This is a genomic window from Nocardioides sp. P5_E3 (genome assembly GCF_054049275.1).
The window spans coordinates 69,669-90,746 of sequence record NZ_JBFUMR010000011.1 but is presented as its reverse complement, the minus strand read 5'-3'; the positions used below and the strand labels follow the sequence as shown (position 1 = coordinate 90,746).

19 protein-coding genes are annotated in these 21,078 nt (G+C 73.3%); 9 read left to right on the top strand and 10 right to left on the bottom strand.

Annotated elements, in window-relative coordinates:
- Positions 1-18: 18 nt before the first annotated feature.
- The 4 genes from ACXJKB_RS09140 to ACXJKB_RS09125 form a co-directional block, all read right to left on the bottom strand.
- Complete coding sequence (locus ACXJKB_RS09140) at positions 19-1,584, bottom strand: peptide chain release factor 3 (RefSeq protein ID WP_457187561.1); 1,566 nt, start codon at positions 1,582-1,584, stop codon at positions 19-21.
- 63 nt (positions 1,585-1,647) lie between these two features.
- On the bottom strand, positions 1,648-2,349 hold the full coding sequence (locus tag ACXJKB_RS09135) for a hypothetical protein (protein ID WP_457187559.1): 702 nt from the start codon (positions 2,347-2,349) through the stop codon (positions 1,648-1,650).
- 43 nt (positions 2,350-2,392) lie between these two features.
- Positions 2,393-3,148 (bottom strand): GAF and ANTAR domain-containing protein, encoded by a 756-nt coding sequence (locus ACXJKB_RS09130; protein ID WP_457187557.1) that lies wholly within the window; start codon positions 3,146-3,148, stop codon positions 2,393-2,395.
- Positions 3,149-3,252: 104 nt separating this feature from the next.
- Positions 3,253-4,467: an ROK family protein gene (locus ACXJKB_RS09125; protein WP_457187555.1), complete on the bottom strand. Its 1,215-nt coding sequence runs from the start codon at positions 4,465-4,467 to the stop codon at positions 3,253-3,255.
- Between the two features lie 88 nt (positions 4,468-4,555).
- Here ACXJKB_RS09125 and zwf point away from each other — a divergent pair, with 88 nt between their 5' ends.
- The 4 genes from zwf to ACXJKB_RS09105 all read left to right on the top strand — a co-directional run bounded on the left by zwf (position 4,556) and on the right by ACXJKB_RS09105 (position 9,967).
- On the top strand, positions 4,556-6,034 hold the full coding sequence (gene zwf, locus ACXJKB_RS09120; RefSeq protein ID WP_457187553.1) for a glucose-6-phosphate dehydrogenase: 1,479 nt from the start codon (positions 4,556-4,558) through the stop codon (positions 6,032-6,034).
- Positions 6,031-7,917: a phosphogluconate dehydratase gene (edd, locus tag ACXJKB_RS09115; protein WP_457187551.1), complete on the top strand. Its 1,887-nt coding sequence runs from the start codon at positions 6,031-6,033 to the stop codon at positions 7,915-7,917. Before zwf ends, edd begins: the two co-directional genes overlap by 4 nt.
- The gene (gene eda / locus ACXJKB_RS09110) at positions 7,901-8,566 is read left to right on the top strand and encodes a bifunctional 4-hydroxy-2-oxoglutarate aldolase/2-dehydro-3-deoxy-phosphogluconate aldolase (protein ID WP_457187549.1); all 666 of its coding nucleotides are present in this window, start codon (positions 7,901-7,903) and stop codon (positions 8,564-8,566) included. Before edd ends, eda begins: the two co-directional genes overlap by 17 nt.
- 126 nt (positions 8,567-8,692) lie before the next feature.
- Entirely contained in the window at positions 8,693-9,967 is a 1,275-nt protein-coding gene (locus tag ACXJKB_RS09105) for a glycoside hydrolase family 16 protein (RefSeq protein ID WP_457187547.1), read from the top strand.
- A 1-nt stretch (position 9,968) separates the two neighbouring features.
- On the opposite strand, the gene ACXJKB_RS09100 is transcribed toward ACXJKB_RS09105, so the two are convergent.
- Both ACXJKB_RS09100 and ACXJKB_RS09095 read right to left on the bottom strand, forming a co-directional pair.
- A complete protein-coding gene (locus ACXJKB_RS09100) occupies positions 9,969-10,226 on the bottom strand; it encodes a hypothetical protein (RefSeq protein WP_457187545.1) in 258 nt (85 codons plus the stop codon).
- A gap of 63 nt (positions 10,227-10,289) precedes the next feature.
- Positions 10,290-11,558: an MFS transporter gene (locus ACXJKB_RS09095; protein ID WP_457187543.1), complete on the bottom strand. Its 1,269-nt coding sequence runs from the start codon at positions 11,556-11,558 to the stop codon at positions 10,290-10,292.
- Positions 11,559-11,739: 181 nt separating this feature from the next.
- Here ACXJKB_RS09095 and ACXJKB_RS09090 point away from each other — a divergent pair, with 181 nt between their 5' ends.
- The 5 genes from ACXJKB_RS09090 to ACXJKB_RS09070 all read left to right on the top strand — a co-directional run bounded on the left by ACXJKB_RS09090 (position 11,740) and on the right by ACXJKB_RS09070 (position 17,397).
- Positions 11,740-13,077 carry a GAF domain-containing sensor histidine kinase gene (locus ACXJKB_RS09090; protein WP_457187541.1) on the top strand — a complete coding sequence of 446 codons (1,338 nt, stop codon included), beginning with the start codon at positions 11,740-11,742 and terminating at the stop codon, positions 13,075-13,077.
- A gap of 265 nt (positions 13,078-13,342) precedes the next feature.
- Complete coding sequence (locus tag ACXJKB_RS09085) at positions 13,343-13,657, top strand: hypothetical protein (protein WP_457187539.1); 315 nt, start codon at positions 13,343-13,345, stop codon at positions 13,655-13,657.
- Between the two features lie 213 nt (positions 13,658-13,870).
- The gene (locus ACXJKB_RS09080; RefSeq protein WP_457187537.1) at positions 13,871-14,569 is read left to right on the top strand and encodes a response regulator; all 699 of its coding nucleotides are present in this window, start codon (positions 13,871-13,873) and stop codon (positions 14,567-14,569) included.
- Between the two features lie 48 nt (positions 14,570-14,617).
- Complete coding sequence (locus ACXJKB_RS09075; protein ID WP_457187535.1) at positions 14,618-16,183, top strand: hypothetical protein; 1,566 nt, start codon at positions 14,618-14,620, stop codon at positions 16,181-16,183.
- On the top strand, positions 16,180-17,397 hold the full coding sequence (locus ACXJKB_RS09070; protein ID WP_457187533.1) for a hypothetical protein: 1,218 nt from the start codon (positions 16,180-16,182) through the stop codon (positions 17,395-17,397). Before ACXJKB_RS09075 ends, ACXJKB_RS09070 begins: the two co-directional genes overlap by 4 nt.
- Here ACXJKB_RS09070 and ACXJKB_RS09065 read toward each other — a convergent pair.
- The 4 genes from ACXJKB_RS09065 to ACXJKB_RS09050 are packed head-to-tail and all read right to left on the bottom strand — an operon-like array spanning position 17,372 to position 21,016.
- Positions 17,372-18,094, bottom strand: a complete 723-nt coding sequence (locus ACXJKB_RS09065; protein WP_457187531.1) for a class I SAM-dependent methyltransferase — start codon at positions 18,092-18,094, stop codon at positions 17,372-17,374. The genes ACXJKB_RS09070 and ACXJKB_RS09065 overlap by 26 nt on opposite strands.
- Positions 18,091-19,287, bottom strand: a complete 1,197-nt coding sequence (rffA, locus tag ACXJKB_RS09060; RefSeq protein WP_457187529.1) for a dTDP-4-amino-4,6-dideoxygalactose transaminase — start codon at positions 19,285-19,287, stop codon at positions 18,091-18,093. Before rffA ends, ACXJKB_RS09065 begins: the two co-directional genes overlap by 4 nt.
- 38 nt (positions 19,288-19,325) lie before the next feature.
- A complete protein-coding gene (locus tag ACXJKB_RS09055; protein WP_457187527.1) occupies positions 19,326-20,078 on the bottom strand; it encodes a sulfotransferase family protein in 753 nt (250 codons plus the stop codon).
- On the bottom strand, positions 20,075-21,016 hold the full coding sequence (locus ACXJKB_RS09050) for a glycosyltransferase family 2 protein (RefSeq protein WP_457187525.1): 942 nt from the start codon (positions 21,014-21,016) through the stop codon (positions 20,075-20,077). The genes ACXJKB_RS09055 and ACXJKB_RS09050 overlap by 4 nt, the downstream gene beginning before the upstream one ends.
- Positions 21,017-21,078 lie beyond the last annotated feature (62 nt).

Below are 21,078 nucleotides of genomic sequence, written 5' to 3'. Positions count from 1 at the left end.
GCCCGTCGGCCGGCACCGTCAGGCGCCGCCGGCGGGCAGCGCCTCGAGCATGATGTCGGGGTTGTCGCGGGCGGTGACCTGGGCGCGCCACTGGTCCACGAACAGGGCCAGGCGGGTGCCGTCGCTGCGCTCGAGGACCTCGACGCCGCGCTTGCCCGCGAGGGCGGCCGCGCCCTCGGCATCGGTGCGCCGGGCGACCTGGTAGTCGAGGCGCGAGAAGCGGATCGGCGAGTTGAACTCGTTGGTCATCCGGTCCTCGACGACCTCGAACTGCATCGGGCCGACGGCGGCGAGGACCGGGTTCTGGTCGCCGCGCAGGTCGGAGCGCAGCACCTGCACCACGCCCTCCTGGTCGAGCTGCTCGATGCCGCGTCGGAACTGCTTGTAGCGGCTGATGTCGCCGGCGCTGGCGGTGACGAAGTGCTCGGGCGCGAAGCTCGGGACGGGCGGGTACTCGATGGCGTCCCCGACGTAGACGGTGTCGCCGACCCGCAGGGCCTGCGCGTTGACGAAGCCGATGATGTCGCCGGGCTCGGCGCTCTCGACGGCGGCAGTGTCGCGACCGAAGACCGACTGCGCGAACTTCGTCGCAAACGGCCGGCCGCTGCCGGCGTGGGTGACGACCATGCCGCGCTCGAACGTCCCCGACACGACCCGGGCGTAGGCCAGCCGGTCGCGGTGGGCGTTGTTCATCCCCGACTGCACCTTGAAGACGAACGCGCTGAAGTCGTCGGAGGTCTCCCGCACCGAGCCGTCGACGCCCTCGGTCGCGCTGGGGTCGGGGGCGATGTCGAGCAGCAGGTCGAGCAGCTGCGCGACGCCGAAGTTCTGCAGGGCCGAGGCGAACATCACCGGCGTGGTCTCGCCGGCCAGGAAGCGCTCCTGGTCGTGGTCGGCCTCGTCGAGGGTGAGCAGCTCGTGCTCCTCGAACGCCGCGTTCCACTGGAAGGAGTCGTCGTCCTCGACCTCGTCGGCGCCCATCCGTCGCTCGGGAGCGCGGGTCGCGCCACCGGCGGTGCGAGTGTACTTCACGAACTCGCCCGTACGACGGTCCAGGACGCCCCGGAAGTCGCCGGCCTCGCCCACCGGCCAGGTGAGGGGAGTGGGCCGGAGCTTGATCTTCTGCTGGATCAGGTCCATCAGCTCGAGCGCCGACAGCCCGGGCCGGTCCCACTTGTTGATGACCGTCAGGACCGGGATGCCGCGCAGCGCGCACACCTTGAAGAGCTTGAGCGTCTGCGGCTCGAGGCCCTTTCCGGCGTCGACGAGCATCACGGCGGAGTCGACGGCCGAGAGCACGCGGTAGGTGTCCTCGGAGAAGTCGCTGTGGCCCGGGGTGTCGACGAGGTTGATGACGTGGTCGCGGTAGACGAACTGCAGCGCCGCTGACGTGATCGAGATGCCGCGAGCCTTCTCCATCGCCATCCAGTCCGACACCGTGGCGCGCCGGTCGCCCTTGCCGTGCACCGCACCGGCCTCGGTGATCACCCGCGCGTGCAGGGCGAGGGCCTCGGTGAGGGTGGACTTGCCGGCGTCCGGGTGGCTGATGACGGCGAAGGTACGGCGGGGGCGGGTGTCGGGCACCGCGCGAATCTACCGGCCGCTGGCCCGCACCTCCGCTTCGCGGACCCTCGAGCGGTCCGCCCCTCAGTCGTCGTGCAGCCCGACGACGACGCCGGCGAGCCGGGCGACGKGGATGCCGGCCCGGAGAGCGGCGTCCTCGAGCTGCAGCCGGGCCTCTGCCACCGGGATGTCGCGCTGGGCCGCGATCATGCCCGTGGCGGCGTCGACGACAGCCGCCTCCCGGAGCCGGCCCGGCGCCTCCTGCGCCGTGCGCCGGGTGGAGAACGACAGGTCGGCGTTGGTGATCGCCCCCGGTGCCCAGGCTCCGAAAGCGTCGGCCAGCTGCTGGTGCCTGCCCTCGAAGGTGTCCGCGGTGCGACCGTAGAGGTTGACCGTCGCGACGACGTCGCCGTCGGCCTCCATCACGGGCAGGGTGAGCGTGCTGTGCACGCCGGCCGCCGCACTCGCCCGGGCGAAGTCCTGCCACCGGGCCTCGCCAAGCAGACCTCCCGGCGAGGTCGCGATGCCGTGGCCCAGGTCGATGGCGTCGACGCACGGGCCACTGCTCACGTACTGCACTGCATCGAGGGTGGCGATCTCCTCGTCTGTCGCGACCAGCGTGAAGGTGACCTCGTGCTCGCGGGAGGCGATACTCACCCCGACGAGGCCCGGTGCGACCTTCCGGGCGTTGTCGGCAACGGCGACCAGACCTGCCCCCAGGGCTTCGTCGTCGACGTCGACGTCGAGCTCGTCGAGGGCTTGCAGGGTCTCGGGGATCGGTTCCACCACCGGGCGGTACCCGGAGGACGAGCGCCCCATGCCCCGCCGTTCAACCGGCGGTGACCCGGGGCGGCGGCTCGGGCGTCACGATGCGGCCGTTGGCGACCGGCCCGGCGGTGGTGTCTGATGGCGCCGTCCTGACCGAGTCGACCACGGCCTGGGCCACGACGCGCACCTTGCGGTTCTGGGTGCTGGCCTGGCGGGTCAGGTAGCTGAACGCCGCCGGCTGGCTCATCCCGTAGCGCTCCATGATGATGCCGACGGCCGCCCCGATCAGCGTGCGCGTGCCGATCGCGGTGGTCAGCTGTTCCGCCTTGAGCACGTGGCCGAGGGCGAGCCCGGCGTGGATGGCGAAGTGCTCCGCGACTCCCACCGACCCGGGGTCGATGTCGGGGGAGGAGGTGGAGTGCAGGTTGAGGCAGACGACGCCGTTGGCGACGCTGAGCAGCCTCACCCCGATCTGGGACTGCAGCCCCAGCCGGGTGGCGCCCCCGATGTAGGTGGGCCAGCGCTGCTCGTGCCGGGCGTCGCGCACCACGACGAGCTCCTCCTCCGTCGCCTCCACGCACGGTCCCTCGTGCGAGAAGGACTGCACCTCGTCGAAGCTGCGGGCGAGGTCGGTGCTGGCTGCGAGCGTCTCCAGGGACCCGTCTGCATGGATGCGGGAGACGCTGACGTGCTCGAACTCCGGCAGGCACCGCTGGGCCTGGAGCACGATCTCCTCGAGGGTCGCGGAGGTGTCGGGCTGCGCGTGGAGGGACGCGGTGGCGTCCCTGATGGTGGTAACGACACGGTCGCCCGGCATGCTTGCACTCCTACGCTGCGTCCGGCCCACGAGGGCGGCAAGAATTTTTCGGCGTCAGGATAGCCCCGCGCGCACAAGTCCGGGGACGTCTCCAGCTATCCGGGCTACCGGGCCAGCGCCGCGTCGACGGCGCGCGGGGAGAGCACCGAGTCGAGGGCGAGGCGGATGCAGCCGACCAGCCCGGCGCGGTCGCCGTACGCCGCCGGGACGACCTGCAGGTCCCGCCCGGCCAGTGCCGTGGTGGCGCTGAAGACGCCCTCGCGCAGCCCGGCGGAGAAGGTGTCGAAGGCGCCGGCCATGTCGCCGCCGACGACGACGATGCGCGGGTTGAGCACGGTCACGGTCGCGGCCAGCGCCTCGCCGATGTGGCGGCCGGACTCGCGTACGACGGCGCGGGCGCGGCCGTTGCCGCGCCCGGCGGCGGCGACCAGGTCACGCACGTGGTGGACGTCGTCGCCCGCGGCGCGCAGCCGCTCGACGAGCGCCCAGCCGCTCGCGACCGTCTCCAGGCATCCGGTCTCGCCGCAGCGACAGCGGAGCCCGTCGGCGGCGGGGACCTTGACGTGGCCGAGCTGTCCGGCCGCGTTGCGGTGGCCGCGGACCAGTCGTCCGTCGGCGACGATCGCCAGGCCGATGCCCGTCGACGCCTTGAGCACCAGCGCCTCGTCGTGCTCGTGCACCGTCGGCTCGACGTCGGCCCGTGCGGTCGGCATCTGCGAGAGCGCCATGACCCGCATGTCGTTGTCGAGCGTGACGGGCGCGCGGGTGACGTCCTGCAGGTGGGGGGCGAGCGCGACACCGTCCCAGCCGGCGAGGGCGGGGGAGTCCACGCTCATCCCGCGAGCCGGGTCGACGGTGCCGGCCAGTGACATGCCCACCCCGCGCACGTCGTCGCCGCGGCGACCGAGCTCGCCCAGCATCCGGTCGAGGTGGCGCACGACGAGCGGCATCAGGACGTCGGGGCCCTGGCCGGACTCCTGGTCCAGGCTCACGGAGGCGAGCTCGGTGCCGTCCAGCGCACACACCGAGAGCTGCGAGCGGCTGCGCCCGACGGCGATCCCGAGGACCAGGCCGGCATCGCTGTTGAGGACGAGCGTCGTGGCGGGGCGGCCTCCGGTCGCGGACTCCTCCTCGCCCTCCAGCACGAGTCCGGCGTCGGCGAGCGCCGAGAGGCGGGCGTTGACCGCGGTCCGGGAGAGCCCGGTCGCCCGGCCGAGGGCGCCGCGGGTGGCCGCCTGCCCGGAACGGATCAGTGCGAGCACCTCGCCGGCGGTCGCCGCGGGGAGGACCGGCGGCGGGGGAGGCGAGGTCTGCGTCATGGTGCGCTGATTGTGCACCAGCAAATATGTCTTGAAAAGACGTAAGTTCCGTTGCATCGGGACGTAAGCGTCCGTACGGTGGTGAGCCATGGACTCGATCACCCCCATCGACGCCTGCGACTTCACCGTCTTCGGTGGCACCGGCGACCTCGCCCTGCGCAAGCTCCTCCCCGCGCTCTACCTGCGCGACCGTGACGGGCAGCTGCCCGACGGGTTCCGCGTCATCGGCGTCTCCCGCGCCCAGGTCGACGACGACGGCTACCGCGCCCTGGTGGCCGAGGCGCTGCGCGAGCACGTGGTGGCCGAGGACCTCGACGCCCCGGTCGTCGAGCGGCTGCTCGCCCGGCTGCACCACGTGACGCTCGACGTCGCCGACGTCGCGGCCTGGCACCAGCTGCACGACCGCCTCAAGGACGGCGCCGCGTCCGACGACGTCATCCGGGTCTTCTACCTCGCGGTCGCCCCCGGCCTCTTCGGGACGATCTGCGAGCACCTCGACGAGGCCGGCCTGGTGACCGAGCGCTCGCGCGTCGTGCTGGAGAAGCCGATGGGCACCGACCTCGCCACCGCCCAGCAGGTCAACGCTGCGGTGGGTCGCGTGTTCGAGGAGTCGAGCATCTTCCGCATCGACCACTACCTCGGCAAGGAGAGCGTGCAGAACCTCCTGGTCACCCGCTTCGCCAACACGTTCCTCGAGCCGCTGTGGAACAGCCGGTGGGTCGACCACGTGCAGATCACCGTGTCCGAGTCGATCGGCGTCGGCGACCGCGGCTCCTACTACGACCGCTCCGGCGCCCTGCGCGACATGGTCCAGAACCACCTGCTGCAGCTCCTGTGCCTGGTGGCCATGGAGCCGCCGACCTACGTCGACCGCGAGACCGTGCGCGACGAGAAGCTCAAGGTGCTCCAGGCCCTGCGGCCGATGACGCCCGAGCTGGTCGACCGCGACACCGTCGCCGGGCAGTACGCCGCCGGGCTGTGCGAGGGCGCCCCCGCGTCGTCGTACGCCGACGAGGTGGGCCACACCAGCAGCACCGAGACCTTCGTCGCGCTGCGCACCGAGGTGCAGAACTGGCGCTGGGCCGGCGTCCCGTTCTACCTGCGCACCGGCAAGCGGATGCCCGAGCGGGTCTCGGAGATCGTCGTGGTCTTCAAGGAGCCGCCGCACGCGATGTTCCCGCACAGCGAGGGGCCGACCGAGGCCAACCGGCTGCACATCCGCGTGCAGCCCGACGAGGGCATGCGCCTCCACATGACCGCCAAGGAGCCCGGCCCCGGCGGCATCCGGCTGCGCCCGGTCTCGCTCGACCTCAGCTATGCCGCTGCCTTCGGTGGCCGCTCGCCCGACGCCTACGAGCGGCTGCTCATGGACGTCGTGCGCGGCAACACCACCCTCTTCATGCGCCGCGACGAGGTCGAGGCCGCGTGGACCTGGGTGGCCCCCGTCCTCGAGCGCTGGTCCCAGCCCTCGCACCGCCCGCGCACGTACCCGGCCGGCACGCACGGTCCCGTTGCCGCCGTCACGCTCCTCGAGCGGGACGGCCGATCCTGGCAGGAGACAGAATGAGCACCAGCGCATCCCAGACGCCCGTCCACCCGGTGGTCGCCGAGGTGACCGACCGCATCGCGCGGCGCAGCGCCGCGACGCGAGCCGCCTACCTCACCCGCACCGACGCCGCGATCGTCAAGGGCCCGGCCCGCGGCAAGCTCGCGTGCGCCAACCTCGCCCACGGCTTCGCCGCCGCCGACGAGCCCGTGAAGTCGGGCCTGAAGTCGGGCCGCAAGCCCAACGTCGCGATCGTCTCGTCCTACAACGACATGCTCTCGGCCCACCAGCCGTTCCGCGACGTGCCCGAGGTGCTCAAGAAGTCGATCGTGCGGGCCGGCGGCCTGGCGCAGTTCGCCGGGGGAGTGCCCGCCATGTGCGACGGCATCACCCAGGGTCGAGCCGGCATGGAGCTCTCGCTGTTCAGCCGCGACCTCATCGCGATGTCGACGGCGGTGGCGCTCTCCCACGACATGTTCGACGCCGCGATGATGCTCGGCGTCTGCGACAAGATCGTGCCGGGGCTGCTCATCGGCGCGCTGTCGTTCGGCCACCTGCCCACCGTCTTCGTGCCGGCGGGGCCGATGACCTCCGGCCTGCCGAACGGCGAGAAGGCGCGCGTGCGCCAGCTCTACGCCGAGGGCAAGGTCGGGCGCGAGGAGCTGCTCGAGGCCGAGTCTGCGTCGTACCACTCGAAGGGCACGTGCACGTTCTACGGCACCGCCAACAGCAACCAGATGCTGATGGAGGTCATGGGCCTGCACCTGCCCGACGCCACGTTCGCCAACCCCGACACCCCGCTGCGCGCGGCGCTCGACCGGGCGGCCGGAGCGCGCGCCGTCGCGATCACGCACGCCGGCGGTGAGCCCACCCCGGTCGGGCACCTCGTCGACGAGAAGGCGATCGTCAACGCGTGCGTCGCCCTGCTCGCGACCGGCGGCTCGACCAACCACACCATGCACCTCGTCGCGATCGCCGCGGCCGCGGGCATCACCCTCACGTGGGACGACCTGTCGGACCTGTCGGCCGCCGTGCCGCTGCTGACGCGGATCTACCCCAACGGCTCGGCGGACATCAACCACTTCGTGGCCGCCGGCGGTACGCCGTTCCTGGTGCACACGCTGCTGAAGCACGGCTACCTCCACGACGACGTCCTCACGGTCTCGGGCCGCGGCCTGTGGCGCCACACCCGCGAGGCGCGGCTGGACGGGGATCAGGTCACCTGGGAGGAAGGCCCGAAGTCGTCCCTCGACACCGACGTGCTGCGCGCGGCCGACCAGCCGTTCGCCCCGGACGGCGGCCTGCGGATGCTCTCGGGACGCCTCGGCCGAGCGGTCATCAAGACCTCCGCCGTCAAGCCCGAGCACCGCGTCGTGACCGCGCCGGCGATGGTCTTCGACGACCAGGCCGACTTCCTCGCCGCCTTCGCCGAGGGCCGCCTCGACGGCCGCGACCTCGTGGCCGTCGTCCGCTACCAGGGCCCGGCCGCCAACGGCATGCCCGAGCTGCACAAGCTGATGCCCGCCCTCGGCGTGCTGCAGGACCGCGGCCAGCGGGTCGCGGTCGTCACCGACGGCCGGATGTCCGGTGCGTCGGGCAAGGTGCCCGCCGCCATCCACGTCACCCCCGAGTCCGCGCTCGGCGGTCCGCTGGCACGCGTCCTCGACGGCGACCTGGTCACCGTCGACGCGGACGCCGGCGTGCTCGAGGTCGAGCTCCCCGACGCCGAGTTCCAGCGCCGCGAGGCCACCGGCCGCGCGCCCCACGACGTCGAGTGGGCCGGCACCGGCCGGGAGCTGTTCGCCGGCTTCCGCGCCATCGTCGGCACCGCCGAGACCGGCGCCAGCGTCATCCGTCCCCTGCCCGCCCCCACCGAGGAGGCCCCCGTTGTCCAGCCCGTCTGACGTCCAGCCCGCTCCCGACCTGCTCCCTGACGGCGGCTCGCTCCTGTCGCTGGTGCCGGTCGTGCCGGTCGTCGTGCTCGACGACCTCGACCACGCCGTCCCGGTCGCCCGGGCGCTCGTGGCCGGCGGCCTGCCGGTCATCGAGCTGACCCTCCGCACGCCGGTGGCGCTCGACGCCATCGCCGCGATCGCCGCGGAGGTGCCTGAGATCCTCGTCGGCGCGGGCACGATCACCTCGCCCGAGCTCGTCTCGCTCGCCGTGAAGGCCGGGGCGCAGTTCCTCGTCTCTCCCGGCACGACGCCGGGGCTGCTGCGGGAGATGGCCTGGGCCGGGGTCCCGTTCCTTCCCGGCACCGCCACGGTCTCCGAGGCGATGGCCGTGCTCGAGGCGGGCTACTCGGAGATGAAGTTCTTCCCCGCCGAGGCCTCCGGCGGGGCGGCGTACCTGAAGTCGCTGGCCTCGCCGCTCCAGGCGGCCCGGTTCTGCCCGACCGGTGGCATCACCGCCGCGAGCGCACCGTCGTACCTCTCCCTGCCCAACGTCGGCTGTGTCGGCGGGTCGTGGCTGACCCCGGCCGACGCGCTCGCCGCCGGCGACTGGGACCGCGTCGCCGCGCTGGCCCGGGAGGCTGCCGCGCTGGGGTCCTGAGGCTGCGGGTTCGAGCAGTCGACAACCAACCGGACGTTCGCGGCGTCCCAGAAGCACCCGCACCACCTGCCGCGACCGCCGCCCCGTGCCGCACCCCGTCGCGCTCGACACCCACGAAGGTCGCCCATGTCAGCACGACGTCCTGCCTGCCTGCCCTCACGGCGTCCCTCGCGCCTCCTGCTGGGCGCCGCGACCGCCCTGCTGCTCCCCGCCGCCCTGCTGGCCGGGGCGCAGTCCGGTTCCGCCAGCGGCTCCGCCCCCGCTGTCAGCCCCGCGGCCGGGGACGACGTGCCCGCCGACGTCTCGGTGCGCGCCAGCCGCCACCAGCGGATCCGGCTCGAGGCGCTGCCGCCGGTCGTCCAGCCAGGAGGCGCGGTCGCCAGCGCCGACGCCGCCCGCGCCGCCGTCGTCGCCACGCTCCGGCCGGTCCGTCCCGGCCGCCGCGTCCAGCTGCAGGTGCAGGAGGGCGAGGGGTGGCGGGCCGTTGCTTCCCGGCGGCAGGACGGCCTGGGTCGGGTGCAGTTCGCCGCCGCGGCAGCGGTCGACGGCGCGTCCCTGACCTACCGGGTGAAGGCGATGGCGTCGTCGTCGACCAGCCCGTTCACGAGCGCTCCCGTCAGCACCGCCCGCTGGCTCGACGCGACGTGGACCGACGAGTTCGACGGCTCGCACCTCGCCCCGGTGTGGAACCACCGCGGCCGGGAGTACGCCCACGGCAGCCGCCGCTCCTGCGCCAAGGGCGACCCGAGCGCGGTCAGCGTGGGCGGCGGCGCCGTACGACTGAGCGTCATCGCTGACCCGGACGCCACCACGCGGTGCCGGATCGAGGGGCGCGACGCGCGAGCCGGACGGTTCGCCTACCGCCTCAACGGGCACGTCGGCACCCAGCACGCCTTCGCGTTCCGCTACGGCGTCGCCGCCGCGCGGGTGAAGTTCCACCGCCTGCGCGGTCAGCACGGCGCCTTCTGGCTGCAGCCGGTCGACGGCATGCAGGCCGGCGCGCTCGGCACCGAGATCGACGTCGTGGAGTACTTCGGGGACCACCACCCGCAGGGCGGGCTGGCGTCCTTCATGCACCGCTACGAGGGCAAGCGCCGCATCGCCTCCGGCGGCTGGATCCCGAGGTCACGGTCATACCTCGCGAGCCGGGACGACGGTTGGTCGAAGAACTACCACGTCTTCTCGGTGGAGTGGACGCCTCGGATGCTGGTCTTCCGCATCGACGGCAAGGAGACCGGCCGCCTGCGCGGCAAGGTCTCCGCCGTCCCGCAGTTCCCCATCCTGAGCCTCATCGCCGCCAACTACGAGATCCCGAAGATCAAGGAGAAGCGGCTGCCCCAGCACATGTACGTCGACTGGGTGCGGGTCTGGGAGACGGGCGGGCCCGGTCAGGCCCGGTGACTCACCCGCGACCGCCCAGCCCGCGGTAGAGGTCGATCTCGGACCGGAGTCGCGGTGGCAGTGGCGCCCCGGCCAAGGTGAGGGCGGCGGCATAGGCATCGAGCGCAGCGAGCAGCTCCTTGCGGAGCTGCTGCTGCTCCACGTGCCGCTTGTCGTGCCGGGCGAGGTCGAGGACCCGGCGGGCTGCCTTGACGTCCTCGAGCAGCGACGTCAGGCGCCAGTGACGACCGGTATCGAGTTCTGGTTCGTGCTCCAGCATGAGGCGTCCGACCCGCCCAGCAGGGCTGCGGCGCGGTGCCGCAGCGTCGTGGACCCCTCCAACCTACCGGCTGCCGCCCACCGGCGTCGCGATGCGAGGCTCGGCCGACGCCGGAGGAGCGGGCAGCTCGACGGCCGATGCCGCGCGGAGGCGCCGCTGCTGGGTGGACATCAGCGCGACCGCGAGCACCGTCGCACCGACGGTCACGCCGAAGGCAGCAGGGGCGCCGGACTGGTCGGCCAGGCGCCCGGCGAGGCTCGAGCCGAGCGCGTAGCCGAGGCCGGTCGCGCTGGCCAGGGTCGTCATCGCCGCACCGACCCGGGCGGCGGGCACCACGCGCTCGGCGAGCGAGAAGACGGCGATCATGTAGGGCGCCACGGCGAACCCGAGGAAGAGCACGGTGGCGGCGGTGCCGGCCAGCGAGCCGACGGCGAGGAGGGGGAGCGAGAGGACGAGCAGCGCCCACGCCGCGACGAGGGCCCGGCGCTCGTGCCCGATGCGCTCGGGGAGGTACGCCGTCGCGAGGCCGGCGATCGCGCTGCCGACGCCCAGGGTGGCGTGCACCAGCCCGGCGACGCCGGGCGTCCCGGCGTCCGTGGCGAGCACGGTGGCACCGGTCTGCGTGGCGCCGAAGAGCATCCCGATGGAGACCTGCGCGCCGACGAGCACGACGAACGCGGCGCCCAGCAGCCGGCCCCCGCCGACCGGGTGGTCGGTGTCGTGGGCCAGGCGCGCGGACGGGTCGAGGGCGAAGGCCGACCCGAAGACCGCGAGCAGCACGGCCGCGAGCAGCAGCGCGCCGGACGGCGAGAAGACCGCGACGGAGAGGCCGACCAGGGCGGGCCCGATCGCGAACGACGCCTCGTCGGCCGCTCCCTCGTAGGAGAACGCGGCGTCCACCAGCCGGCGCTGCTGCGTCCCGGTCGAGCGGGTCAGCGGCCGCCACCGGACACGGGCCAGCGGACCCACCTGCGGGAGCACCAGACCGGTGGCTGCGGCGCTGAGCACGATGGCGGCGTCCGTGGACCCGCTGCCGACGACGGCGACGAGCGTCGCGAGACCGGTGGCGCCAAGCAGCGACTGGACGAGGACGACGGGTCGCTGCCCGACCCGGTCGGCCAGCGAGCCCGCGATCGGGGCGCCGACCGCGTTGGCGACGGCGAGCGCGCCGGCGCTCAGGCCGCCGAGGCCGTAGCTGCCGGTCGCGGTCGAGACGAGCAGGAGCGTGCCGAGCTGGCTCATGGCCAGCGGGAGGCGACCGACGAACGCCACGAGGACGTAGGTCGGGCCGGCGATCGACAGGAGTCGTCGATAGGAGGCGAGAGGGGTCACGAGGGGTCCTTCGGGTGCGTCGGTACGACGCGCCGAACCCACCTCCAAGGACGCGTTGAACCCTCTGCAGCGACCATTCTAGGAGCGGTGGCGACTGGTGCGGAATCGTCGCCGTCGGGGTTCCGGTGCACGCGGCGCGGGACTAGGCTCGATGTCGTCGGGGGAGACGTCGGGAGGGCGATTGCACTCGGACGGCGAGGGCGGCCCGCAGCCGCGGGACGACGGTCTGGCGGAGGTCGACTTCGATCACCTCCTCCGGGAGGTCCTGACGCGCGTTCACGGCGGGCAGGACCTCACCCAGGTCGACGACTCGGTGGTCGTAGCACTGGCGGCCGCCGCGGGCGTCGCGATCGAGAACGCCACCCTCTACGAGGAGGCCGAGCGGCGCCAGGCCTGGTTGAGCGCCACCGTCGAGATCACCTCCCTGCTCTCCGAGGACACACCGACCGACACCGCCCTCCAGGCCGTGGCCGACCGGGCCAGGTCGGTGTCGGGCGCCGACGTGGCCTGGGTCGTCAGCGGCTCCGACCCCCAGGACCTGCACCTCGAGGTGGTGGCGGGCGCACCGGTCGACCGGGAGGCCATGCACGCCCTGCCGATGGAGAAGTCGCTGGCCAGCCTGGTGGTGCGCACCGGCCTGCCTGTCTCCGTGGACGACCTCGCCACGGATCCGCGTGCCGTGGATCCCTCGTCCCTCGACGGCTGGCCCCAGGTCGGCCCGATGATGGCCCTCCCGCTGCGATCCGGCTCGGGGATCGAGGGCGTGATCTCGCTCGCGTGGACGCCCGAGCGCATCGACGCGTTCCGACGCCTGGACCCGCGCCTGCCCACCAGCTTCGCCGAGCAGGCGGCCCTCGCCCTGCAGGTCGCCAGGAGCCGGGAGGACCGGAAGCGGATGTCGTTGCTGGAGGACCGCGACCGCATCGGGCGGGACCTGCACGACTTCGTCATCCAGCGGCTGTTCGGCGTGGGCCTGGGCCTGGACAGCACCGTGCGGATGGTGCCCGCCGGCGAGCCGGCCCAGCGTCTGCGCCAGGCCATCGTCGACATCGACGACACGATCAAGGACATCCGCCGCGCGATCTTCGCCCTCGGGACGCTCGAGGGCTCGACGGACCTGCAGACCGAGATCGAGATCCTCGTCGACCGGATAGCCGCGACGATGAAGCTGCGGCCCAAGCTGCGGCTCGAGGGTCCGATCCGCACCACCGTGCCCGCGGCGGTCACGCCGGACCTGCTGGCAGTGGTGGGTGAGGCGCTGACCAACGTCAGCAGGCACGCGCGCGCCTCGACGGTGGAGGTGAGGGTGGTCGTCGACCACGACACGCTCGAGGTGACCGTCGCCGACGACGGGCGCGGCATGCCGCCCGACGTCCTGGAGAGCGGGCTGCACAACATGCGCGAGCGGGCGGCCGGCCACGGCGGTGAGCTGGTGGTCGAGTCCGGGGCCGGCACCGGCACGACCCTCACGTGGAGCGTCCCGCTCGTCGAGGGCGGGTCGACGATCCAGGGCGGCTGAGCCCGGGTCCCGGGACTCCTCGGCCGTCCGCGTCCCGGGATCGGGTCCCGAACGCGCTGGGACTTTGGTCCGTTGCGCGCTTCGCGACGCTGCATTTCTATGGAGTCGCACCGGGGTCGCACCGGGTGCCCCGCTCCACCGGCGCTCCTCAGCCGCACGCCGCGCTGTCGAACCACGAGGGGTCGGTGGAACGGGGCACCCGGGAACGCGATCCGGGGGCACGGACAGGAGGACGCATGGTTCCGCAGCAGGGGGAGGAGCAGTCGTGACGAACATGCCCGTAGGGGTGGCCGACCTGACCTGGACGCCCGGTCTGACCAACCAGGACCTGAGGGAGGCGGCGGACCGCCTCGTCCTCGACCGCTGCGACGTGCCTGCGGGTTCGGTCCTGCGGACGTTCTCGCGATCGGTCCGCACCGCACTGCTCGACGGCTTCCTGACCTCGGAGGTGGTGGCGGAGGCCGAGCGCAGGGCCAGGGAGCTGCTGGCCCAACGGCCGGCCGCGGGCGGCCGTCCCCGCCTGCGCGACTGGGCCGGCGTGCGCGCTCCTGAGGTGCCCCGGCCGAGGAGGGCGCGATGACCGCCCGCGACCGTCGACGGAGCCGGAGCCGCGTCGGCCCGGACACCGACCGTGCCACGTGGAGGCGCTGGCGAGCCCGGTCCGCCGTGCGCGCAGCCCGTCTGGTCTCTGCTGCGGCGCAACGCCGCGCCCGGGAGGACGTGGCGTAGGACCGGTCAGGACCAGGCAGGAAGTCCGGGGCCAAACGGCCCCGGACGGTAGTACCGTGCTCGTATGGACGGACATGCTCATGTCCCCGTCTCGGAAGAGACCATCACGGTGTTCTTGCTGGACGACCACGAGCTCGTCCGGCGGGGGGTCCGCACCCTCCTGGAGTGCGAGCCCGGCATCGAGGTGATCGGCGAGGCCGGCTCGGCCGCTGAGGGCGAGGCTCGGATCACGGCGCTGCGTCCCCGCGTCGCCATCGTGGACGGTCGGCTGCCCGACGGCTCGGGCATCGAGGTGTGCCGCCAGGTCCGGTCGGTCGACCGGCGCATCGAGGTGCTGGTCCTGACGTCGTACGACGACGACGACGCGCTGTTCGCGGCCATCATGGCCGGCGCGTCCGGCTACGTGCTGAAGCAGATCAGCAGCGGTGACCTCGTCACGGCCGTGCGCCGGGTGGCGGCGGGCCAGTCGATGCTCGACCCCGCCGTGACGGCCCGGGTGCTGCACCGGCTGCGACAGGGCTCCGACCGGGACCCGCTCACCCAGCACCTGACCCCCAAGGAGGAGCAGGTCCTCGGGCTGGTGGCCGAGGGTCTGACCAACCGCCAGATCGCCGAGCGCCTCGGCGTGGCCGAGAAGACGGTCAAGAACTACGTGTCGACGCTCCTGGCAAAGCTCGGTGTCGAGAGCCGGACGCAGGCGGCGGTGATGGCGGCTCGCCGTCCGACCACGGGCGACGGCCGTCCGGGACACCCGGCCCCCTAGGTGTAGTTCCTGCGCGTCCCCGCGTGCGGGGCTCCGTAGGGTGTCCGCGTGCCCCCTCGCCCCGACCGGTCCGACGGCGTCCGACCCGGTGGGGTCTCGCGGCTGCGCGCGATCGACCCGCTGGTGCCCGTGGTGGCCGGGGTGTCCCTGGTGGTCTACGTGCTGCACGGCTTCCACGGGATGCTGACGCGCGACCTGGGCATCTACAGCTACGCCGGCCAGCAGGTGGCCGACGGCGTCCCGCCCTACCTCGGCGTCCTCAACCGTGCCGGGCCGCTGGCGCACGTGCTGCCGGGGGTGGGGGTGCTCGTGGCACGCCTCGGTGGCCTCGACGACGTCATCACCATGCGCGTGATCTTCATGCTGATGGCCACCGCGGCCGTCTGCGTGTCCTACCTGCTCGGCCGCGACCTGTTCCGCTCCCGGGGCGCCGGCCTGGTGACCGCGAGCGCGATGCTCGCCGTCCACGGCTTCATCCAGTACGCGTCCAACGGGCCGCGCGAGAAGACCCCGATGACGCTCTTCGTGGTCGGCGCGCTGTGGGCGGTGACGCACCGGCGCTGGTTCACCGCGGGCGTCCTGACGAGCCTGGCCACGCTGTGCCTGCAGACGGCGTTCTTCAGCACCTTCACGGCCGTCGCCGTGGGCGCGCTCCTGCTCGCGACGGGCGGCCGGATCCGTGCGCTGGTGCGGATCGCCGTCGGCGGAGTGGTGCCCGTGGTGGTGCTCGGCACCTGGTTCGCGCTCACTGGGGCGCTGGGCGTCGCGTGGGACGGCTTCTACGCCATCAACCGTCGCTACACGGTCCCGAACCCGCTCGACGCCGAGCGCGCGCTGGTGTGGGACGACCTGCAGGTCGCCTACGGGGTGACGGTGTGGCTGCTCCTGGCCGGCGCGGTCGTGCTCGTGCTGGTCTCCCTGGCCGCCGTGTCCCGCCGGGCACGGGCCGCCGTACCGGGACTGGCCGTGCTGCCCGCCATGACGGCCGGCCTCGTCGCCGGACTCGCCTGGATCCGCGAGGAGTACGACGCGTGGGCCGACCTGTTCCCGGTGCTGCCGTTCGCGGCGATCGGGCTGGGCGCCGGCTTCGCGGTCGCCACCCACGGGCTCGCCCGCCGTCCCCGGGGCGCCGTGGCGGGGGTGCTCGCCGTCGCCGCCGTCGTCGTCGCGCTGACGTACTCGCTCTCGACCCGGGACGACTCCCTGCGGGACCAGCGCGAGGCCGCGGACGCGGTGCTGGCGACCCTGCCCGCCGACGCCACCATCACGTCGATCGAGGCACCGCAGCCGCTGGTGCTGACCGGCCGGACCAACCCCACGCGCTACCAGATGTTCCGCAGCGGGCTGCAGGACTACATGGAGGACACCTGGCCCGGTGGGCTCGACGGGTTCAAGCGCGACCTCGTCGCGGACGGCCCGGACCTGGTCGCGGTGGGGGAGACGGTCTCGCGCCGCTGGCGCGCGTCGATCCAGCCCGACTACGTGTACGTCGGCAGCGCGCCGCTGTGGGACTGGTACGCCCGCGCGTCGCTGGGCGACGAGAAGATCGCCGAGCTGCGGGAGGCGGCGGGCTACGACGCGGACAACCCGCTGGCCGAGCCGCTCGTGCCATGAGCCGGCGCAGCGCCCCGCTCCTGCTCGCCACGGGCTCCGTGGTGAGCGGGGTCCTGGCCTACGTGCTGTTCGCCCTCGTGACCCGCGGGATCGGCGCGAGCGCCGCGGCCCCGGTGTCGGTGCTCTGGACCGTCTGGGCGCTCGCTGGCGCCGCGTTCACCTTCCCGCTGCAGCACTGGATCACCCGGTGCCTCACGGCCGGCCGGGCGGGCGACGTCCGAGGCTCGGCCGGACGCGTCGCCGCCGTCGTGGTGGCCGCGGCCGTCGTCACCGGTGCCCTCGCCTGGGTGTTCCGGGACCGGCTCTTCCACCGCGACGACGTGTGGTTCCCCGCCCTCGTCGTGCTCGTGGTCCTCGGCTCGGCGGCCGTCGGCGTCCTGCGGGGCAGCCTGGGCGGGCGGGGCCGGATGGGTGCGGTGGCCGTGAGCCTGGTCGCGGAGAACGCGGCGCGGTGCCTCCTCGTGGCCGTGCTGCTGCTGGCGCGGGTGCACGACCCGGTGGCCTACGGCCTGTGCCTGGTGGCCGGGTCGTTGATCGCGCTGTGGCCAGGCGCCTGGCGTTTCGACGAGGCGGGCTCGGGCCGGGGCGGCTCGCTGGCGTTCCTGGGCGGCGCTGCGACGGCGCAGCTGCTCGCGCAGGGTGTGCTGACCGGGGGAGCGGTAGTGCTGGCGCTGATCGGCGGCTCACCCGCGGAGATCACGGCGGTGTTCGCCACGCTGGCCCTGTTCCGCGCGCCGTACATGGTCGTGCTGGGCACGCTGCCGCAGGTCACGCACCACGTCACCGGGCTCGTCGAGGCGGGCGACCTGCGGGCCCTCCGCCTCCTCGCGGGACGCCTCGCGGTGCTGGGGGCAGCGGTCGTGGTGCTGGGGGCCGTCATCGGGGGGACCGCAGGTCCGGCACTCGTGCGCGCGGTCTTCGGGGACACCGTCGACATCGGCCACGGCGACGCCGGGGTCATCGCGACCGGATGTGCGCTGGCCCTGGTCAACGTGGTGCTGATGGTGGCCGCGCTGGCGCTGGACCGCCCGGGACGGGTCGCCGGCGCCTGGGGTCTCGCTGTCCTCGCGGGCGCCGTCGTGGTGCTGCCGACGACCTGGCTGCTGCCGGTCGAACGGGTCGCCTTCGCGTTCGTCGCGGCCGAGGTCGCGGCGACCGTGCTCCTCGCGGTGGCCGCGTCGTCGGTGCTCAGGGCCGGGCGGACGACGGCCTGACGGCCGCGACGAACACTGACGAGCCGAAGGGCAGGTCGCGGCGGCGCAGCACGCGCGCCTCCGCCCGGCACACGCCCATGAGCGCCCGGTCGAGGCCCGGCGAGACCTCGGGCAGGCGCGAGTCGCCGGTGGCGGGTGGACGCAGCCGGCGGCGCAACCGCTCGGCCGCGAAGAGCGGGAACACCCCGCCGAAGGCGTACGTCGCCCGCCGCACCTCCATCCCGGCGCCCTCGACCAGCCCGACGATGCCCGCGCGCGTGTAGCGGCGGTGGTGACCGGCCTGGACGTCGTGGTCCGACCATGCCCACTGGTAGGCCGGGACCGAGAGCAGCATCCGCCCGCCGGGCACCAGCACCCGCTGCAGCTCGGACACCGCGCGGGCGTCGTCCGCGCAGTGCTCGACCACGTCGAACGCCGAGACGACGTCGAAGGTCCCGTCCCCGAAGGGCAGCTCGGTCGCCGACCCGACGACGCCCTCACCGGGCCGCAGGCCGTCGGGGAACAGGTCCAGCCCCACGTGCTGGTGCTCGCCCCGCATCCACCCCACGCTGGGCGCGTCCGCGCTGCCGACGTCGAGCGTGCGGCTCGGGGTCGCGAGGTGCGGCGCCATCACCGCAGCGAGCAGGTCGGTGCGGGCCCGGTGCCACCAGTAGCCCTCGCGCCGCAACGACGACGAGCCCGGCTGTCCGGGGCTCACCGCTCCGGGAGGGTGGCGGTGCTCGCCTCGAGGAAGGCGGCCACCACGCGGTCGAGGTCGGGGTCGGACAGGTTGTTGTGGAAGGGCAGGCGCAGCAGCCGGTCGCTGACGTCCTCGGAGACCGGGCAGTCGGTCTGCCGGACCGCGAAGGAGCGCCCCGCGTCGGAGGTGTGCAGCGGCTGGTAGTGGAAGGTGGCCTGCACGCCCGCCTTGCGCATCAGCTCGAGCACGTCGTTGCGCCGGTCGCGGTGCGAGAGCAGGACGTAGAACATGTGGTGGGCCGAGCCCCGGTCGGCGGGCACCCGCATCACCTCGAAGCCCAGCTCGTCGGCGTACGGCGCCAGCGCGGCGGCGTAGCGCTCGCTGACGCGTCGGCGCTTGTCCTGCACCGCGTCGCGCTGCTCCAGCTGGCCGAGGAGGTAGGCGGCGAGCACGTCGGAGAGGCCGAACGAGGACCCGGTGTCCTTCCAGGTGTACTTGTCGACTTGGCCGAGCATGAAGGCGTGGCGGTTGGTGCCCTTGTCGTAGAGCACCCGGGCGCGGTCGACGTCCTCGGGGTCGTTGAGCAGGAGGGCACCGCCCTCGCCGCAGACGAAGTTCTTGGTCTCGTGGAAGCTGAGGGTGGCGAAGCGTCCCAGGCTGCCGAGCGGCTCGCCCCGCCAGGTGCCGAAGAGGCCGTGCGCGTTGTCCTCCACGAGCTGCACCTGCGGCCAGTCGGCCAGGACGTCGCGGATCCCCTGCACGTCGCACGCGACGCCGGCGTAGTGCACGATCACGACCGCCCGCACGTGCTCGTCGAGGAGAGTCGCGAGGTGTGCGGGGTCCAGGCCCAGCGTGTCGGGCTCGATGTCGCAGAAGAGCAGGCCGGCGCCCTGCCGCGCGAACGCCAGGCCCGTGCTGGTGAAGGTGAACGACGGGACGATGACCGTGTCGCCCTCCTTCAGGTCCATCAGCATCGCCGACAGCTCGAGGGCCGCCGTGCACGAGGTGGTCATCAGCACCTCGGCCGAGCCGGAGTCGGCCGCGATGAGCTCGGCGGTCCGCCGGGCGAAGGCGCCTCCGGACGACAGGTGGCCGCCCCGCACGACGTCCTGGACGTAGTCGAGCTCGCGGCCCTCCACCGACGCGACGTTGAAGGGGATGTCCGGCAGCTCTGCGGCGGGACCGTCCTCGGGCTCCTGTGCCTGTGCCACAGCGGGCACCTCCCTCTCGTCGTTCGTCTCGTCGCTTGTCACCACGGCAGCGGCCTCCCGAGCTGGTCGGCCAACCGTGCGTTGCTCTCCTCGAAGTACCCCTCGAGTGTGCCCGTCACGCCTGCATCGAGTACGGGTGTAACGCCCGGCGTCGCGTTGACCACCTCGCCGTCGGGGACGGGGGAACGACCCGGGTCGAGCCCGAGGTCCGCCACGAGCCCGGTCAGCACCGCGGGGTCGGCCAGCAGCTCCTCGGTGAAGAGCACGTGCGTGGTCGTGGGGAAGGTCGCGGACCAGGGCTCGAGCTGCTCGGCGTAGCGGCCGCGGCGCAGGTAGGCGAAGGGCGACACCGACGAGCGCTGCGGGTCCCACTGCCGGTCGTCGTCGTCCAGGTCGGCGAGCAGGGCGTCCTCGAGGTCGCGGGTCTCGAAGCCGTTGGCGGTGCTGAACCGCCAGTGCGACACGGCGCGGCGCACGGGGTCGCGCAGCAGCACGACCACCTCGGGCTCGCCGAGCATCTCCGCCGCGCGGCCCGGGGCCTGCGGGTCCTCGAGGTAGCTGGTGCTCTTGTCGCCCAGGAGCGTCTCGTCGCGGGCGTGCGCGAACCACGTGCGGTGGTAGGACTCCGCGCCGCGGGCGGAGAGCGTCGCGTCGCAGAAGACCTTCGGCTCGGGGGGCGACGGGCGGGCCATCGTGACGTCGGGGTGCGCGTCGAGCGCCCGGCTCAGGTAGGTCGTGCCGCACCGTTGCGCGCCGACGACCAGCAGGTGCCGGTGGTCGCAGCCGCTCATGACGACACCCGGCGCGCCACGTGGTAGGTGGTGACCGCGCTGACCGCGTTGAGCGTGCGGACGACGTACTCGCCCAGCATCGACAGCAGCATGATGACGAAGCCGTTCATCAGCGCCAGCAGCACCGCGATCGTCGTCCAGCCGGGCACGGACGAGTCCACGAAGAGCGCGCGGACGAGGTAGAAGAGGCCGAGCAGGAAGCTGCCGCCGGCGACCGCGAACCCGATGCCGGCGGCCAGCCGCAGCGGGAACACGGAGTAGCTGAACAGGATGGCCAGCACGAGCGAGGCGATGCGGCGCAGGCCGTAGTTGCTGGTGCCGACCGGTCGGGGGTCGTGGCGCACCAGCACGTCGGCGGGGTTGCTGGAGAACATCAGCGCCTGACCCGTGATGTAGGGGTGGGCGGTGCGGGACCCGCAGATCCGGTCCACCACGTCGCGCCGCAGGATCCGGAAGTTGGACACGGCCAGGCCGGGCGGCTGGTCGAAGACCCGCCGGTTGATCATGCTGATCGCCCTGCTGCCCAGCCGTCGGTAGCCCCGCGCCTGCTTGCGGTCGAAGCGGCCGAAGACGACGTCGTGGCCCTCCATCGCCTTCGCGATGAGCAGCAGCGCCTGGTCGGGCGGGTTCTGCAGGTCGTCGTCGAGGGTGATCACGTAGTCGCCGGTCGCCTCCCGCATGCCGGCGACGTTGGCGTGGTGCTGGCCGTAGTTGCGCAGCAGGTCGAGCGCGACGACGTGCGGGGACTGCGCGGCCCGGGCGCTGATGACGTCCCAGCTGCCGTCGCGGCTGCCGTCGTTGACGAGGACGACCTGGTGGCGCAAACCGGCGGACTCGAAGACCTCGAGGACCGCGTCGATCGTGCGCCCGACCACGTCCTGGCTGTTGTAGACCGGGATCACGACCGAGTAGGAGAAGTCGGCCGGGTCGGCGCTCACGGTGCCCCTCTCGCGCTGCTGCTCGTCATCCACCACCCCGGGGTGGGCGGCTCGACCCGAGC

Coding starts and splice junctions, on each gene's coding strand:
- ACXJKB_RS09130 (WP_457187557.1), bottom strand. CDS start 3,148: ATGCCGGGCGACCGTGTCGTTACCACCATCAGGGACGCCACCGCGTCC.
- ACXJKB_RS09125 (WP_457187555.1), bottom strand. CDS start 4,467: ATGACGCAGACCTCGCCTCCCCCGCCGCCGGTCCTCCCCGCGGCGACC.
- zwf (WP_457187553.1), top strand. CDS start 4,556: ATGGACTCGATCACCCCCATCGACGCCTGCGACTTCACCGTCTTCGGT.
- edd (WP_457187551.1), top strand. CDS start 6,031: ATGAGCACCAGCGCATCCCAGACGCCCGTCCACCCGGTGGTCGCCGAG.
- ACXJKB_RS09105 (WP_457187547.1), top strand. CDS start 8,693: ATGTCAGCACGACGTCCTGCCTGCCTGCCCTCACGGCGTCCCTCGCGC.
- ACXJKB_RS09100 (WP_457187545.1), bottom strand. CDS start 10,226: ATGCTGGAGCACGAACCAGAACTCGATACCGGTCGTCACTGGCGCCTG.
- ACXJKB_RS09080 (WP_457187537.1), top strand. CDS start 13,871: ATGGACGGACATGCTCATGTCCCCGTCTCGGAAGAGACCATCACGGTG.
- ACXJKB_RS09070 (WP_457187533.1), top strand. CDS start 16,180: ATGAGCCGGCGCAGCGCCCCGCTCCTGCTCGCCACGGGCTCCGTGGTG.
- ACXJKB_RS09055 (WP_457187527.1), bottom strand. CDS start 20,078: ATGAGCGGCTGCGACCACCGGCACCTGCTGGTCGTCGGCGCGCAACGG.